18 protein-coding genes are annotated in these 16,292 nt (G+C 66.2%); 2 read left to right on the top strand and 16 right to left on the bottom strand.

Annotated features, from left to right (window positions below; all coding sequences use genetic code 11):
- The first annotated feature begins 17 nt into the window (after window positions 1-17).
- Window positions 18-1,358, top strand: a complete 1,341-nt coding sequence (locus tag F468_RS0107035) for a TlpA disulfide reductase family protein (protein ID WP_018994834.1) — start codon at window positions 18-20, stop codon at window positions 1,356-1,358.
- Here the strand turns inward: F468_RS0107035 and F468_RS0107030 are convergent.
- Together F468_RS0107030 and F468_RS0107025 are read right to left on the bottom strand one after the other, a co-directional pair.
- Window positions 1,355-2,950, bottom strand: coding sequence for a hypothetical protein (locus F468_RS0107030; RefSeq protein ID WP_018994833.1), 1,596 nt, complete (start codon window positions 2,948-2,950; stop codon window positions 1,355-1,357). The two genes, F468_RS0107035 and F468_RS0107030, sit on opposite strands and share 4 nt — an antisense overlap.
- Before the next feature lie 28 nt (window positions 2,951-2,978).
- Window positions 2,979-3,572, bottom strand: coding sequence for a cytochrome b (locus F468_RS0107025; protein ID WP_018994832.1), 594 nt, complete (start codon window positions 3,570-3,572; stop codon window positions 2,979-2,981).
- A 113-nt stretch (window positions 3,573-3,685) separates the two neighbouring features.
- On the opposite strand from F468_RS0107025, the gene F468_RS0107020 reads away from it, so the two are divergent.
- Window positions 3,686-4,411 carry an HAD family hydrolase gene (locus F468_RS0107020; protein WP_018994831.1) on the top strand — a complete coding sequence of 242 codons (726 nt, stop codon included), beginning with the start codon at window positions 3,686-3,688 and terminating at the stop codon, window positions 4,409-4,411.
- 26 nt (window positions 4,412-4,437) lie between these two features.
- On the opposite strand, the gene arfB is transcribed toward F468_RS0107020, so the two are convergent.
- The 14 genes from arfB to dcd form a co-directional block, all read right to left on the bottom strand.
- Window positions 4,438-4,857: an alternative ribosome rescue aminoacyl-tRNA hydrolase ArfB gene (gene arfB / locus F468_RS0107015; RefSeq protein WP_018138403.1), complete on the bottom strand. Its 420-nt coding sequence runs from the start codon at window positions 4,855-4,857 to the stop codon at window positions 4,438-4,440.
- A gap of 13 nt (window positions 4,858-4,870) precedes the next feature.
- Complete coding sequence (locus F468_RS0107010; protein ID WP_018138402.1) at window positions 4,871-5,143, bottom strand: hypothetical protein; 273 nt, start codon at window positions 5,141-5,143, stop codon at window positions 4,871-4,873.
- Between the two features lie 204 nt (window positions 5,144-5,347).
- On the bottom strand, window positions 5,348-6,940 hold the full coding sequence (locus tag F468_RS0107005; protein WP_018138401.1) for a peptide chain release factor 3: 1,593 nt from the start codon (window positions 6,938-6,940) through the stop codon (window positions 5,348-5,350).
- Window positions 6,941-7,082: 142 nt separating this feature from the next.
- On the bottom strand, window positions 7,083-7,886 hold the full coding sequence (locus tag F468_RS0107000) for a tetratricopeptide repeat protein (RefSeq protein WP_018138400.1): 804 nt from the start codon (window positions 7,884-7,886) through the stop codon (window positions 7,083-7,085).
- Window positions 7,887-8,042: 156 nt separating this feature from the next.
- The gene (gene rimI / locus F468_RS0106995) at window positions 8,043-8,522 is read right to left on the bottom strand and encodes a ribosomal protein S18-alanine N-acetyltransferase (protein WP_026182202.1); all 480 of its coding nucleotides are present in this window, start codon (window positions 8,520-8,522) and stop codon (window positions 8,043-8,045) included.
- 94 nt (window positions 8,523-8,616) lie between these two features.
- A complete protein-coding gene (locus F468_RS13740; protein WP_026296508.1) occupies window positions 8,617-9,420 on the bottom strand; it encodes a uracil-DNA glycosylase family protein in 804 nt (267 codons plus the stop codon).
- Window positions 9,421-9,423: 3 nt separating this feature from the next.
- Window positions 9,424-10,233: a CDP-diacylglycerol--serine O-phosphatidyltransferase gene (gene pssA / locus F468_RS0106985; RefSeq protein ID WP_018138397.1), complete on the bottom strand. Its 810-nt coding sequence runs from the start codon at window positions 10,231-10,233 to the stop codon at window positions 9,424-9,426.
- Complete coding sequence (locus F468_RS0106980; RefSeq protein WP_018138396.1) at window positions 10,230-10,898, bottom strand: phosphatidylserine decarboxylase; 669 nt, start codon at window positions 10,896-10,898, stop codon at window positions 10,230-10,232. The genes pssA and F468_RS0106980 overlap by 4 nt, the downstream gene beginning before the upstream one ends.
- 63 nt (window positions 10,899-10,961) lie before the next feature.
- A complete protein-coding gene (gene ilvC / locus F468_RS0106975; protein ID WP_018138395.1) occupies window positions 10,962-11,978 on the bottom strand; it encodes a ketol-acid reductoisomerase in 1,017 nt (338 codons plus the stop codon).
- A gap of 91 nt (window positions 11,979-12,069) precedes the next feature.
- Window positions 12,070-12,564 carry an acetolactate synthase small subunit gene (ilvN, locus tag F468_RS0106970; protein ID WP_018138394.1) on the bottom strand — a complete coding sequence of 165 codons (495 nt, stop codon included), beginning with the start codon at window positions 12,562-12,564 and terminating at the stop codon, window positions 12,070-12,072.
- 22 nt (window positions 12,565-12,586) lie between these two features.
- Complete coding sequence (ilvB, locus tag F468_RS0106965) at window positions 12,587-14,305, bottom strand: biosynthetic-type acetolactate synthase large subunit (RefSeq protein ID WP_018138393.1); 1,719 nt, start codon at window positions 14,303-14,305, stop codon at window positions 12,587-12,589.
- 164 nt (window positions 14,306-14,469) lie between these two features.
- Window positions 14,470-14,679 carry a fimbrillin family protein gene (locus tag F468_RS0106960; protein ID WP_018994829.1) on the bottom strand — a complete coding sequence of 70 codons (210 nt, stop codon included), beginning with the start codon at window positions 14,677-14,679 and terminating at the stop codon, window positions 14,470-14,472.
- 110 nt (window positions 14,680-14,789) lie between these two features.
- Window positions 14,790-15,695 (bottom strand): carbamate kinase, encoded by a 906-nt coding sequence (locus tag F468_RS0106955; protein ID WP_018994828.1) that lies wholly within the window; start codon window positions 15,693-15,695, stop codon window positions 14,790-14,792.
- A gap of 30 nt (window positions 15,696-15,725) precedes the next feature.
- Window positions 15,726-16,292, bottom strand: coding sequence for a dCTP deaminase (gene dcd / locus F468_RS0106950; RefSeq protein ID WP_018138390.1), 567 nt, complete (start codon window positions 16,290-16,292; stop codon window positions 15,726-15,728).

The following is a 16,292-nucleotide window of genomic DNA, read 5'->3' as shown; positions in this document are numbered from 1 at the left end:
CCATTAGAACCCTGCCCATGATCCCTCTGCCCCTGTGGCTCAGTGCCCTGCTCCTGACTGGCGCCCTGTGTGCCAGCCCCGCCCTGGCACAAGAGATTGCCGAAGAGACCCCGGACGATGCCCAGACCGGCGCGGTCTCGGCCGCCACCAGCGTCGACGCGGGCGGGGCCGAGATCCCGGTCGAGCGCTATCCGACTGATGGCGAGGCCGTGCTGCTGTGGTTCCCGTCCGAGCACGGGCTACTGGACGGCCACCGGCAGCAGGCCCTGGCGCTTCAGGCTGCCGGCGTCGAGGTCTGGCTGGCGGACCCGTTCGCCGGGCATTTCCTGCCGGAGGCCGCCTCCAGCTTCGACGAGATGCCGATCGAGACCGTGGGCGACCTGATCGAGGCCGCACACGCGGAGGACGAGCGTGCGGTGTTCGTGTTCGGCAATGACCGCGCCCTGCCCTGGCTGCTCACGGGCCTGTATCACTGGCAGGAGGAGCACCCCGAGGCAGAACACCTCGCGGGGCTGATCATGATGAGCCCGTACCTGCATACCGGCGTGGACACCGACGAGGCCGAGATGCAACCCATCGTCGGCGTCACCAACCTGCCGATCTACATCATCCAGCCGATACTCTCCCCGCAGTTCCAGCACCTGGGCCTGATCCGTTCGACCCTGAGCGACGGAGGCAGCTCCGTCGGGGCGCGCCTGCTGCCCGAGCTGCGTGACCGGTTCTTCTTCCGCCCCGATGCAATGGAGGCTGAACTCCTGGCACGCGAGATCTTTCACCAGGAGCTCGTCTACGGCATGGACCTGTTGCGTCGCCTGCCGGCCGCGCGCACCGCCGCCGCATCCGACGACCTGGACCTGAGCGTGAACACGCCCACCGGCGGCGACGCCCAGCTGGATACGCTGGACGAACCCGTCACGGCGCCCGAACTGGTCCGCCCGGACCTGGCCGGCGAAGAGCACCGTCTGGAGGACTATCGTGGCGAGGTCGTGCTGATCAACTTCTGGGCCAGCTGGTGCCCGCCCTGCGTGCACGAAATGCCGTCGATGCAGCTGCTGGAAGACGAGCTGCGCGAACAGGGCTTTCGCATCCTCGCGGTCAATCTTGGCGAGGACGAAGAGACCATCCGGGACTTCATCGAGAACGAGGTGCAAACGGAGTTCACCATCCTGCTCGATCCGGACCAGGAGTCGCTGAACGACTGGCGCGCGATGGCCTACCCCACCAGCTATGTCGTCGACCGCGAGGGCAACCTGCGCTACTACCTGTTCGGCGCGATCGAGTGGACCGAGCCCGGCGTCGTCGACCAGATGCGCGAACTGCTCGAGGAAGACTACAGAGCCCTGGACGGCGACGATTAGTCCGAATCAGGTGCCGCCCCGAACGCCTCGCGCAGCCACTCGCGCAGGGCGTCAAAGCCATGCTCCGCCCGCTCCGAAGGCGGCTGCATGCCCGGGACGAACCCGTATTCGCGAAACGGCTCCAGCAAGGCCGGATCGCCGCTGATGATATGCACGGGCACGGCCCAGCTAGCGTCCTGACCAGTCACCAGGGCGGCCGGCTGGTGATCGCCCAGCATGAAAAACAGCGTGTCCTCGTCCGCATACCGCGCCGCATAGCCCCCGGTCACCTCCAGCGAATAGCGCACGGACTCCGCGTAGTACTCGCGCACGCGATCGAAGTCCCGCCACAGCCCCTCTGGTGTCGGCCCTTTGCCTGCCCACTCGTCGAAGACCGCGCCGTCCCCGACCGCCTCCCAGTCCTCCAGCACCGGCAGGATCGGGGTCCACGGCGCATGCGAACTGATCAGGGCCAGCATCGCGAATACCGGGCGTTCCGAGGGCCCGCGGATCTCGCGCTCGAAGAACGACCAGGTGTACTGATCCGGCATGGTCACCCAGAAAAACGGCGGCCCGGCGTAGTCGAATCCGTGCTTGTCGACGATCCGGTCCCAGCGAAACCACCGCCCCTCCGGCCAGTCGAGCTGGATCGCCGGGGCCAGCATGGTCGTCTCGTGCCCGGTCGCCTGAAAGTCCTGCACCAGGGTGTCGCGGGTCTGCGCCTGCAGGGCGTCGTAATGTCCGGCGTAACGCACCTGCAGGCCCGTGAGCAGCGAGGCCTGCGCCAGCCAGGACTGTCCACCCGCGATCGGGGCCTCCAGCACGCCGGTCACCACATGCAGGTCCGCGGCGTCGAGCTGCTCGCCGATGGACTCGAGGCTCGGCACAATCACCGGGGCATAGCGCTCGTCGAACACAGCCGAGACCCCGTAGGACTCCACCAGCCCCAGGATCACGTCCACGTCATCAAGACCTGGCAGAGGGCGCCCCTCGGCCTGCTCGCGGGTCTGTGCCAGGCGCTCGCGAAACGCCCGGTTCTCCGCCAGCGCCTCCTGCCCGGCCACGATCTGCTCCTGGACCGAAACGAGCCCGGGCGCGGCCGTACCCGGCGGTGCCGCACCCCGTGCGGAGACGACCGCCCCCACCAATCCAAGCGTGAGCAGACCGACCGCAACGGACAGGGGTACTCGGCGCAGACGCTCCGGATGCGCGGTCAGCGCGAACAACCCGCGGCCCGCGCCCGCGATCACCGCGACCAGCCCCACGATCAGGACACCGGCCAGCGCCACGGTGGCCCAGACATCCAGGTTGCCGGTCACCAGCCGGTAGACCGCGTCCAGCAGGATCCAGTCCTGCATTACGTTCAGGGGGCGCACCAGACTGACGCGGGTCAGGGCATCGAACAGCGCCAGCACCACCAGCGCCAGCAGAACGAATCCGGCCAGCCAAGCCAGCGCGCGCGCCATCCGCCCAGAGGGCAGCAGCGCAAACAGCCCGACCAGCAGGACCGCCTCCCAGGCCAGCCAGTGCGGGCCGATACCCGCGTACCGGGGCACATCCAGTCCCAGCAGCACGAGGTTGAGTGCCGCGAGGGTCAGCAGCAGTCGAATCACGGGCGGACGGGCATTAGGGAAACACTGATCAATGTACACGCTCGCGCTGCGGGGAACCGAACGTCATCCGCTGCAGGACACCATCCCGTCGCACACGCCAGTGGTACAGGGCCGCCGAGATATGACCCAGTGTCAGCACCAGAAGGGTGATCCCCAGGATCTGGTGCCAGGCGAACAGGGTCTCCGACAGCGCCTCGTTTTCCGGGAACAGCCCCGGCAGGATCAGCGGACCCAGCTGCACCGGGTAGCCGCCGGCGGCCGTGGCCCACCAGCCGATGACCGGCATCACGATCAGCAGCAGATACAGCAGCCCGTGGACCGAGTCCGCGGCAATGCGCTGAGCCGGCGGCAACGCGACCGCGTAGGGTGGTTTGCCGTGACGCAGGCGCAGGCCCACACGCACCAGCATCAGCAGCAGCACCAGCACGCCGAAGCTCTTGTGCCAGGTGTAGATGGTGTCGGTCGTGCCTTCGCCAAAGCGCTCCTGGAGACCCTCGAAGCCATACCAGCCGATGGTCCCGCCCAGCGCCAGCGCACCCAGCACCAGCACGGCGACCGCCCAGTGCACGATCCGCTGGCTCAGGGCGTAACGCGGCCACACTCCGGTATTGTCCGTCTCCATCCCGCACTCCCGTTCGTGTATGCCCCCAACATGCCGCCCCCACAGCATGCCCGCAACCCCAGCCCGGCTGACGATATCCCCCATTGGCCGTACCGGGCCATTATGCTTTGAGGATGCGATCCTCCATCCCCAACCCCACGCCGCTGACCGGCGTACGCTGCCTGACGTTCGACCTCGACGACACGCTGTGGCCGGTGATGCCGGTGATCCACCATGCGGAGGCGCGCTTCTACGCCTGGCTGCGCGAGCACGCGCCGGTGGTCTGCGAACGCTTTGATCCGCAGGCCCTGATTGCTGAACGGGCCGCCTTCATGCGCGCGGCCCCGCAGAGCGAGCGCCACGACCTGACCGGCCTGCGCAAGCGCTGGCTGCGCCGGCTGGCCACGGATTGCGGCTGCTGTCCCGATCTGCTCTCGGGCGAGGGATTCGCGGTGTTCTGGCATGCGCGCAACGAGGTGACGCCCTTCCCCGAGGCGGATGGCGTGCTCGCCACGCTGTCGCGTCACTTCCGGCTGGGCGCGATCAGCAACGGCAATGCCGATGTCTTTCGCACCCCCCTGGGGCGCCACTTCGACTTTGCGATCGCGGCGGGCGAGGCCGGCGCGGCCAAGCCCGACCCGGTGATCTTCGCCCAGGCCCGCGAGCAGGCCAGCGTCGAGGCCAAGCAGATCCTGCATGTGGGGGATGACAGCACCAGCGACGTCCTGGGAGCCCTGAACGCGGGGTTTCAGGCCGCCTGGTTCAATCCCGACGCGCTGCCCTGGGAACACGGGCGCCCCCGACCAATACTGACACTGGGCCGCCTGGGCCAGCTGCCGCGGCATCTCGGGATCGACTAGGCGTCTATCGCCGCAGCCCCACCCTCTCAGTCGGGATCGACGCGGCCGCGCAGGGCCTTCTTGCGGCCACGGTGGGTCTTGCCCTCTAGCCGACGCAGCTTGGAGGCACGTGTGGGCCGGGTCGGCTTGCGCGTCTTGATCGGGCGGCCCGCCTCGCGCAGGAGCTCGGCCAGGCGCTCCAGCGCATCCTCGCGATTGGCCTCCTGGGCACGGTACTGCTGCGCCTTGATCACCACCACGCCGTCCTTGCTGATGCGCTGATCACGGCGGCGCAGCAGGCGCTGCTTGTAGACCTCCGGGAGACTGGAGGCATGGATATCGAAACGAAGATGGATGGCCGAGGCCACCTTGTTCACATTCTGCCCGCCCGCGCCCTGGGCCCGGATCGCGGTCAGTTCGATCTCGTCGTCCGGCACCGTAACGCTGTTGGAGATACGCAGGGTCATGGCAGCGTATTCGCTAGCGAAAGTCGCCGTCCTGGATTCGACCCTCGTCATCCAGCTCGGCGAAGAAGCGCGAGTTGTCCTGGCGGTACTCGTGGGTCGCGATCTCGCCCGGCAGCACCAGCGTCACGTCCGGGTAGACGCGCTCGAACTCCTCGGGGCTCGGCCGGGTTTCCAGGAAGTGCAGAAACGGGTTCATCTGCTTGACCGTCCCCGGACGCGGCTCCGGCCCGTCGGGCCGCGTCTCGGTCTTGTGGACCGCGCAGCCGCTAACCCCCAGCGCCAGCATCACTGCCACTACGGACATCCATCGAAGTACTCGTGACATGCATCCCTCCGGCGTCAGTCGTATGCAACTTTATTGCGAGGCACCGCAGGCGCCGCAGCAGTCGCAAACTGGCATCAAGCCACGAACCACTGGTTTCGGATGGAGGTCCCCAGGTCGCTACGCTCCTCGCGATGACGGTGCCAACGCAGGGCTCCGGGGTCGCCCCTACTCGGTTGGCTGGCCGTGCTCGCGGGTGGCCTCGAAGCGGACCTCCGGCCATTTCTCCTGCGCCATCTGCAGGTTCACCCGTGTCGGGGCGATATAGACCAGATCGCCGCCGTGGTCGATCGCCAGGTTGACCGCGGCCTTCTCCTTGAACTCCTCGAGTTTCTTCGGATCGTCACATTCGACCCAGCGTGCAGTCTGGACGTTCACGTTCTCGAACTGCGCCTCGACCTTGTACTCGGTGCGCAGGCGCTCGGCGACCACATCGAACTGCAGCACGCCAACCGCGCCCAGGATCAGGTCGTTATTGGTCAGCGGGCGGTAGAGCTGGGTCGCCCCTTCCTCGCACAGCTCCTGCAGGCCCTTGGCGAGCTGCTTCATCTTCAACGGGTCCTTCAGCTGCGCGCGCCGGAACAGCTCCGGCGCGAAGTTGGGCACGCCGGTAAAGGTCAGGTCCTCGCCCTGGGTGAAGGTGTCCCCGATGCGGATCGTGCCGTGGTTGTGGATGCCGATGATGTCGCCCGGATAGGCGGTCTCCACATGCTCGCGGTCCGAGGCCATGAAGGTCAGCGCATCGGGGATCTTCACGTCGCGCCCGATGCGCACATGGCGCAGTTTCGCGCCCTTGTCGAAGGTGCCGGAGCAGATGCGCATGAAGGCGATGCGGTCGCGATGTTTCGGGTCCATGTTCGCCTGGATCTTGAACACGAAGCCGGTGAACTTCTCCTCGGTGGGCTCGACCTTGCGCGAATGGGTCGGCCGCGGCAGCGGACCCGGGGCGTATTCGACGAAGTCGTCCAGCAGTTCCTCGATGCCGAAGTTGTTGATCGCGGAGCCGAAGAACACCGGGGTCTGGCCGCCACGCAGGTAGCCGTCGGAATCGAACTCATGTGAGGCACCCCGCACCAGCTCCATCTCGTCACGCAGCTCCTGTGCCTGATCGCCGAGCACCTCGTCCAGGCGCGGATTGTCCAGCCCTTCGATGATCTCGCCGGTGGACTTCTTGCCACCCTCTTCCGGGTCGTACAGGTGCACCGCATCGCGGCGGATATGGTAGACGCCGCGGAAACGCTTGCCGGACCCGATCGGCCAGGTGATCGGGGCACACTGGATTTTCAGCACCTCTTCGACCTCGTCGAGCAGCTCGATCGGGTCGCGGCCCTCGCGGTCCATCTTGTTGACGAAGGTCATGATTGGCGTATCGCGCAGCCGGCAGACCTCCATCAGCTTGATGGTGCGCTCCTCAACACCCTTGGCCGCGTCGATCACCATCAGCGCGGAGTCCACCGCGGTCAGCGTGCGGTAGGTGTCCTCGGAGAAGTCTGCATGCCCGGGGGTGTCCAGCAGGTTCACGATGCGGCCCTTGTAGGGATACTGCATCACCGAGGAGGTCACCGAGATCCCGCGCTGCTTTTCCATCTCCATCCAGTCGGAGGTGGCATGGCGCGACGCCTTGCGCCCCTTGACCGTACCGGCGAGCTGGATCGCACCACCGTACAGCAGGAGCTTTTCGGTCATGGTGGTCTTGCCCGCGTCCGGGTGCGAGATGATCGCAAACGTCCGGCGACGGGCGGTTTCCTCGAGAAAAGACATGGTCTTGGGCCGCCTGAGTGAAGCGCGGGAGTTTAACGCGAAAACGGGGCAGGCGTTGCGTTTCCCGGTGCCCGTAATGCAAACGGCCCCGGATCAAGATCCGGGGCCGTTTGCAGCAGGCCCTGAACAATAATGGCTCGCGCTAGCGTGCAGAGGCTCGCTGGATCGCGGAGGACTGTTCGTCCAGCCGGCTCTGGGCCAGGTCCAGATCACGCTGGCTCATGCGCGTCTTCACGGCCTCCATGCGCTCGCGGTCCTCGGCCAGGGAATACCAGACATAGGCCTCGACCAGATCACGTTCCACGCCCTGTCCGTTCTGGTGCAGGCGCCCGAGACCGATCTGCGCATTACGATCGCCTCGCTCCGCGGCCTTGGTGTACCAGCGGGCGGCCTCACCGGGATTCCGGTTCGTCCCGCGACCCGTCTCGTGCAGGAAACCGTAGTAGTACTTGGCCGAAACCTGGCCCTGCTCGGCCGCCTTGCCCAGCCACTCCAGGGCCTCGCCATTCGACTGCTCGTTACGGGCATAGTGGCTGCCCAGCCAGTACTGCGCATTGGCGTAGCCGAGTTCGGCCGAGCGGGTGTAGTGCTCGAGGGCCTTGTCTTCATCGGCAGCCGTGCCACGGCCGGCGGCAAACATGAAACCAAGGTAGTAGTGGGCGCCCGCATGGTCGTCGTCCGCCGCACGCGCGAACCAGTGCAGCGCCGCGTCGTAATCCACGTCAGTGCCACGGCCGACATAGTTGGCCATACCCACGTCGAACATGGCGCGGGTGTCACCGCGCTGGGCGTTGCCTTCACGAATCTCGTACCAGACGCCGAGCAACTCCTGTTGCCGCTCGACTTCGTCGTAGCCGAAATCCTGGGCCTGAGCCGCACCGACCCCAAAGGCCAGGGGCAATGTCAGGGGAAGAGAGAAAAACAACGCACGCAGGGATCGGGACATGGGACAGCCTCGCAGGGAATTCCGGCATCAATGCCGGTTACGATCATAGACCGCCCCCCATCCGCGCGCAAAACCCGTCCACGGGTACGAGAACCGCTGGCCGCAAAACGCCCTCCGAACGCCGAAAAAACGTGGCGGACGTCACACTGTGTCGCGTCACGCCCCGGCCGGGGCGTCGCAACGGCAACTCAGCACCCAGGCATCCTCGCGGCCGCTGTGCAACGGGTAGTAGCGCGGCCGGGTGCCGATGTGCTCGAAGCCCTCCGAACGATAAAGCTGGACCGCCGCGACATTGGAGGGACGCACCTCCAGAAGCAGGGCCTCGGCCCTCTGGTCGCAGGCATAGTCGAGCAGGCGGCGCAGCATGAAGCGACCCAGCCCGTAGCCCTGCCAGCGTCGGTCCACGGTCAGATTCAGAAGATGCGCCTCGCCGGCCGCCACGGTCAGCACGGCGTGTCCCACCTGGCGTTCATCCACCTCCAGCACCCAGCAGTCGTATCCGACCCGGATGCAGTCCTCGAAGATGCGCGCGGTCCACGGATAGTGATACGCCTCGCGCTCGATGCCCATCACACACTCGACATCCTCGGCCAGCATGCGGCGCATCCGGGGTTGTACTTGCGGCTCGGCACTCATGGCGTCGGGCTGGATCTCCTGAGTTTATTACCTGGGCTGAACATATAGGCGAGTCCGCGTTCGCTGCGTTCCCTAACACCTACACTCTGCAGGGTTACCCTCCGGGCGCACTCGTCAGACAGGCCCGCGCGCGCTGCAGATCCTGCCAGGCCCTGGCCTTGTCCTGCGGCTTCCGCAAAAGGTAGGCCGGATGATAGGTCACGACCAGCGGGACCTCACGATACCGGTGCAGGCTGCCCCGCAGGGATCCCAGCGGCTGGTCGGTCTCCAGCAGTTGCTGGGCGGCGACACGCCCCAGCGCCACGATCACCTCCGGCTGCACCAGTGCGATCTGCCGGTCCAGGAAGCCACGGCAGGCCCGGGATTCCTCCGGACTGGGGTCGCGGTTGTTCGGCGGACGACACTTGAGGACATTCGCGATAAAGACATCCTGCCGTCGATCGAGTCCCAGCGCGGCGAGCATGCTGTCCAGCAACTGGCCGGCACGCCCGACAAACGGTTCGCCTCGGCGGTCCTCCTCGGCCCCGGGTGCCTCGCCCACGAACAGCCACCGGGCACGGCGGTCGCCCACGCCAAACACGGTCTGCGTACGCTGGGCCGCCAGTTCGGCGCAGGCCGTGCAGTCGCGCACACGGGCTTCGAGCTCGGGCCAGTCCAGAGCCGCAACTTCGACTTCCACCGGCCCGCTCGCGGGGGGCACGAGCGGCTCGGGTATCTCGGGTGTCTCGGGGGGCGCACTGGTCGCTTGAGCCGACGCGGCCTCGGGCATTAGCGGGGCAGTGGGAGGCTCGACGGTCGGGGCTGCGGCCGGCACGCCAGGAAAGGCGCCGTCCCGGGCACGCCAAACGGGGATCCCCATATCGGCCAGGATACGGCGTTTGCGCGCCGACAGGTCCACGCCTCAATCCCCCGAGGGCGTACGGCGACGGTGGCGGCGCCAGCGCTCCAGCGTCAGCAGGGGTCCGGACAGGGCGTAAATCACGAAGCCCGCCCAAAGGACCTTGGGCGGATCCAGCGCCAGCAGCATCAGTGCGCCCACCACCCCGACGATCGCCAGGAAGGGCACCCGATGCTTGAAGTCCATGTCCTTGAAGCTGAAGTAGGTCAGATTGCTGACCATCGCCGCACCCGCCAGAACCGTCACGATCAGGATCGCCACCACGTACGGATCGGCCAGATCCGCCGGAATGCCAAGATCCTCGAGCACCCAGACCATCCCCACCACCAGCGCGGCGGCGGCAGGGCTCGGCAGCCCCTGGAAGAAACGTTTGTCGACCACGGCCAGTCGGCTGTTGAAGCGCGCGAGACGCAATGCCGCGGCCGTGGCAAAGAAGAAGGCCGCCACCCAGCCGAGATTGCCCAGATCCTGCAGCTGCCACAGGTACACGACGAGGGCCGGGGCCACGCCGAAGGAGACCAGGTCGGAGAGCGAGTCGTACTGCGCCCCGAACTCGCTTTGCGTGTCCGTCATACGCGCCACGCGGCCATCGAGGGTATCCAGGACCATGGCCACGAATACCGCGATCGCGGCGGTCGTAAACTCGCCATTGATCGCGGAGACAATCGCGAAGAAGCCAGAGAACAGCACCCCGGTCGTGAACAGGTTGGGCAGCAGAAAGATCCCGCGGCGACGCCGGGAACGGCCCTCGTGCCGCTCGTCGGCCCCGTTCATCTCGTCGATATCGCTTGATCTCTCGTCATCCGGCGTCACTCCAGCACCTCCACGGTCGCTTCCTCGTCGCCACTGGCCTCCGGCAGCCCACCGATCACGGTGGAGCCCGCCAGCACCTTCTGGCCGACCTGGGCCATGACCTGCGACCCGGCCGGCAGCCAGACCTCGAAGGTAGCACCGAACCCGGCAAAACCCATGCGTTTACCGCGCCCGAGTCGATTCCCGGGCACCACATTCTGCAGGCGGATCATGCGCGGCCAGTGATTGACCGACAGCGCGAGCGTCAGGCGCGTGCCCTCGTCGGTCGCCAGCGCAAATGCCAGGCGGTGATCGAGCTGCCCGTCCGGCGGGCTATCCGTCTCCTTACCCGGCCAGACCCGCTCCACCACCTTCGATTCCTGCGGGGCATGGACGTTGTATTCCCCCAGGCGTCGCTGACGAATGCGGATCCGCAGGGCTGACTTGCCCGTGAACGGATCGGTCGTCTCGTCGATCGCCTCCACCGTGCCATCGGCCGGGGCAATCACGCCCAGCGCGGGGGCCGCCGCCTTGCGCCGAAGGTCGCGGAAAAGCCCCATCAGCGCCACGGTCAGCAGCACCATGAACAGGCCCAGCTCCGCCTCCCCGACTAGCAGCGAGATCACCGCCATCCAGGCGGAGATGATCACGAACAGACGGCCTTCGGGGGCAAGCGGAAACAGCATGGGGTTCTCGGAGGGGGTGCGGGTGCGCAACCCGGGGTCTGTGCCCCGGGTCGCCCCGACGGATCAGTTGCGGGACTTGTCGACCAGCTGGTTGGCCTTGATCCACGGCATCATCGCACGCAGGCGTTCGCCCACCTGCTCGATCTCGTGGGCCGCGTTCAGGCGGCGGTTGGCGGTCATCGACGGGTAATTCATCGCGCCTTCCAGGATGAACTGCTTGGCGTACTCGCCGTTCTGGATGTTCTTCAGCGCCTCGCGCATCGCCCAGCGCGACTCCTCGTTGATCACCTGCGGGCCGGTCACGTACTCGCCGTACTCGGCATTGTTGGAGATCGAGTAGTTCATGTTGGCGATGCCACCCTCGTACATCAGGTCGACGATCAGCTTGAGCTCGTGCAGGCACTCGAAGTAGGCCATCTCCGGGGCGTAGCCGGCCTCGGTCAGGGTCTCGAAGCCGGCCTTGACCAGTTCCACCGCACCGCCGCAGAGCACGGCCTGTTCGCCGAACAGGTCGGTCTCGGTCTCGTCCTTGAAGGTGGTCTCGATGATGCCGGTGCGGCCGCCGCCGATCGCGGAGGCGTAGGACATCGCGATGTCACGGGCCTTGCCGGAGGCGTCCTGCTGGATCGCGATCAGGTCGGGGATGCCGCCGCCACGCACGAACTCGGAGCGCACAGTGTGGCCCGGGGCCTTCGGCGCGATCATGATCACGTCCAGGTCCTTGCGCGGCACGATCTGGTTGTAGTGGATCGCGAAGCCGTGGGCAAACGCCAGGGTCGCACCCTCCTTCAGGTTCGGCTCCAGCACGTCGCGGTACAGGGCGGCCTGGTATTCGTCCGGGGCCAGCACCATGATCAGGTCGGCGCCGGCGGTCGCGGCGTCGACATCGGCGACCTTCAGGCCAGCTTCTTCGGCCTTGGCGCGCGAGGCGGAGCCGTCGCGCAGGCCCACGGTCACGTCCACACCGGAATCCTTCAGGTTGTTCGCATGGGCGTGGCCCTGCGAGCCGTAGCCGATGATCGCGACCTTCATGCCCTGGATGATGGAGAGGTCGGCGTCTTTGTCGTAATACAGATTCATGGCAGTCATTTCCTTGGCAACAGGCCCCGCCAGGGGGCCGATGACGAATAAAAAGCCCGTGCCTGGCCGGCACGGACGAAAACGAAGACGATTACAGCTGCAGCGCGACGTCGCCGCGGGCGATGCCCATCACACCCGAGCGCACGACTTCCAGCACCGGGAACGGCGAGACAGCCTCGAGGAAGGCATCCAGCTTGGAGCCCTCGCCGGTGATCTCGATCACGTAGGTCTGTTGGGTCACGTCGATGATGCGACCGCGGAAGATATCGGTCAGGCGCTTGACCTCTTCACGGTCGGCGGCCTCGCCGACGCGTACCTTGACCAGTGCCATCTCGCGCTCGATGTGCGGATGCGCGGTCATGTCCAGCAGCTTGATCACGTCGACCAGCTTGTTCAGCTGCTTGGTGATCTGCTCGACGATCTCGTCGGAGCCACTGGTGACGATGGTCATGCGCGACAGCGACGGGTCGTCGGTCGGCGCGACGGTCAGCGATTCGATGTTGTAGCCACGCGCGGAGAACAGGCCGGCCACCCTTGAGAGGGCACCGGATTCGTTTTCCAGCAGGACACTGATGATATGACGCATACGGCTCTTCCCTGTACCCGGTTCAGACCAGGATCATTTCGTTCTGGCCGGCGCCGGCCGGGATCATCGGATAGACGTTCTCGGACTGGTCGGTGAGGAAGTCCAGGAACACCAGGCGCTCCTTCTGCGCGAGGGCCTCCTTGATCGCGCCCTCGACGTCGCCCGGCTTGTCGATACGCATGCCCACATGGCCATACGCCTCGGCCAGCTTCACGAAGTCCGGCAGCGCGTCCATGTAGGACATCGCGTAACGGCCCTGGTAGAAGAATTCCTGCCACTGCCGGACCATGCCCAGGTAGCGGTTGTTCAGGTTCAGGATCTTGATCGGGAGCTGGTACTGGTAGCAGGTCGACAGCTCCTGGATGCACATCTGGATGCTGGCCTCGCCGGTGATGCAGCCGACCGTCGCGTCCGGGTGCGCGAACTGCACGCCCATCGCAAACGGCAGGCCCACGCCCATCGTCCCCAGGCCACCCGAGTTGATCCAGCGGTTGGGCTTGTCGAAGCCGTAGAACTGCGCGGCCCACATCTGGTGCTGACCGACGTCGGAGGTCACGAAGGCATCGCCCTGCGTCAGCTCCCAGAACTTCTGCACCACGTACTGCGGCTTGATCAGTTCGGACTCGCGGTCGTATTTCAGGCAGTCCTGCGACTGCCACTCGCGGATCTGCTTCCACCAGGCATCCAGCGCCGCCGGGTCCGGCTTCGCGTTGGCGGCGTCCAGCGCCTTGATCAACTCGCGCAGCACCGGCTCCACCTCGCCGACGATGGGCACGTCGACCTTCACGTTCTTGGAGATCGAGGATGGGTCGACATCGACATGCACAATCTTCGCGTGCGGGCAGAACTTCTCGATGTTGCCGGTCACGCGGTCGTCAAAGCGCGCGCCGATCGCAATCAGCACGTCGGCGTGGTGCATGGCCATGTTGGCCTCGTAGGTCCCGTGCATGCCCAGCATGCCGAGGAACTGCTTGTCCGACGCCGGATAGCCACCCAGCCCCATCAGGGTGTTGGTGATCGGGTAGCCCAGCTTGCGGGTGAACTCGGTCAGTGCCTCGGAACCCCTGCCCAGGATCACGCCCCCGCCGGTGTAGATCATCGGCTGCTTCGCCGACAGGATCAGGTCCACCGCCTTGTCGATCTGGCCTGTATAGCCGCCAAAGGTCGGGTTGTACGAGCGCATGTGGATGGACTCGGGATATTCGAACTCGCAGCTCGCCGCGGTCACATCCTTCGGGATATCCACGACCACGGGGCCGGGGCGGCCGGTGGTCGCCACGTAGAAGGCCTTCTTGATCGTGGTCGCCAGGTCCTTCACGTCCTTGACCAGGAAGTTGTGCTTCACGCAGGGGCGGGTAATCCCCACGGTATCCACTTCCTGGAAGGCATCGTTGCCGATCAGGCTGGTCGGCACCTGGCCGGTGAACACCACCAGCGGCACCGAATCCATGTAGGCATCGGCGATCCCGGTAATCGCATTGGTCGCACCGGGGCCGGAGGTGACCAGCGCGACACCCGGCTTGTCGGAGGACTTGGCATAGCCCTCGGCCGCGTGCACCGCACCCTGCTCGTGACGCACCAGTACGTGCGAGACTTTGTCCTGGCGATACAGCGCATCATAGATGTGCAGTACCGCCCCGCCGGGATACCCGAATACGACATCGACACCCTCGGCCTGCAGGCTGCGGCAGAAGATTTCGGCGCCGGTGATGGCGGTGGAGGAACTTGAGGTCTCGGACATGGTGGTCGACTTCCTTACCTAAGGGCTCGTGCGTGATCGTGACGGGATCACCCAGCAGGAATCAAAATAGCCCAACATCCTAATATGAAATGACGATTTTTCCCAGCACCAGGGTGCGGAAAACCACCCCTGGAGGCGGCCCAGCGTCATACAGACAGCCGGCTTCAGTCGTCCGACTTCTTCACGTCCGCCGCGGGCAGGCCGGGGTTGGTCGGGCGGCGGGCATCGTCGCTGGACATGTCCTGCGGCGCCATCTGCTGTTCCAGCCCTTGCGGCGGGTTGGCCTCTTCTTCCTCGCCTCCGCAACCGGCCAGCACAAGCGTGGCGGCAACCGACAGAACGAGGAATCCAGTGATTCGGGCATGGCGGTACATAGTGTTCTTCCTTGCAAGACAGGGGCGTGAACTGGCGAGCTTGCCGTGGCGCCAATGGCTTGGCAACAATCCACCACGGCGAGACGCTGATTCCCGCGCGGGCCCGGACCCTACGACATCCCCACCGGCAGTATCCGCGTCCCGGCCCGCCCCGCAATAATCGCGGCAGCGTCCTCGAGCGCCCCGATCCCGGCACGGGCACCGTATTCCGCGACGCGCCACGCGGCCTCCATCTTCGGGCCCATCGAACCGGCCGGGAACGACGCGGGGTCGACCGCGCTCACCAGCAATGCCTTCAAGCGCGTGGCGTCAGGCTCGCCCCAGTTCCAGTAGACGCCGTCGACGTCCGTCAGCATCAACAGCCAGTCCGCGCCCAGCTCCACTGCGAGGCGTGCGGCGGTCAGGTCCTTGTCCACCACCGCCTCGATACCGTACAGCCTTCCCTCAGCGTCTCGCGCGACCGGCACACCGCCGCCGCCCGCGCAGATCGCGAGGGACCCGCCGTCGACCAGGGTCCGTACGGCCTCCACGCCCAGCACCTTCTGCGGCTCCGGCGAGGCCACCACGCGCCGCCAGCCGTCACCGTCGCGGGCGATATCCCAGCCGCGTGCCTCGGCCAGTGCACGCGCCCGGGATTCACCCCAGACCGGGCCGATGAATTTCTCGGGGCGGGCGAACGCCGGATCGTCCGGGTCGACCTCGGTCTGCGTCAGGAGGCTGGCAATCCGGTCATGGCCCAGGGCGTTGTGCAGTTCCTGCGCAAGGATGTAGCCGATCATCCCGTGGCTCTCGGCGCCGACCACATCCAGTGGCCAGTGGATGGAGTCGGCCTCCGCCTGGCTGGCGAGCAGGCCCACCTGCGGGCCATTGCCGTGGGTCACAACGACCTCGTGCTCGTTTGCGACTGCGGCGACAGCCCGCGCCGCGGCACGGGCGTTGCGCCGCTGGGCCTCGGCCGACGGCGTCTCGCCGCGTTGCAGCAGGGCGTTTCCGCCCAGCGCGATCACGATGCGCATGGCGGCCTCCTGGGTAGAAGGGTGAGTGCGTCAGGTACGGGGCAGTGTTACGCCGCGCTGGCCCTGATACTTGCCTCCGCGGTCCTTGTAGGACGTCTCGCAGACCTCGTCGGACTGCAGGAACAGCATCTGCGCCACACCCTCGTTGGCGTAGATCTTGGCTGGCAGCGGCGTGGTGTTGGAGAACTCCAGGGTCACGTGGCCTTCCCACTCGGGTTCCAGCGGGGTCACGTTCACGATGATGCCGCAGCGCGCGTAGGTCGATTTGCCGAGGCAGATGGTCAGCACGTCACGCGGGATGCGGAAGTACTCGACGGTATGCGCCAGCGCAAACGAGTTGGGCGGGATGATGCAGACATCGGAATGCACGTCCACAAAGCTGCCCTCGTCGAAGCCCTTGGGGTCGACGATGCTCGAGTTGATGTTGGTGAAGATCTTGAAGTGCTCCGAGCAGCGCACGTCATAGCCATAGCTGGACGTGCCGTAGGAGACGATGCGCTGCTCGTCGCGATAGCGGACCTGACCGGGCTCGAAGGGCTCGATCATGCCCTTCGTCTCGGCCATCTCCCGGATCCAGCGGTCCGACTTGATGCTCAT

This window comes from Thioalkalivibrio sp. ALJ2, assembly GCF_000378325.1.
Taxonomy (GTDB): Bacteria; Pseudomonadota; Gammaproteobacteria; order Ectothiorhodospirales; family Ectothiorhodospiraceae; genus Thioalkalivibrio.
Note: the sequence above shows the minus strand (reverse complement) of the source record. Positions and strands in the feature narration are given on the sequence as shown.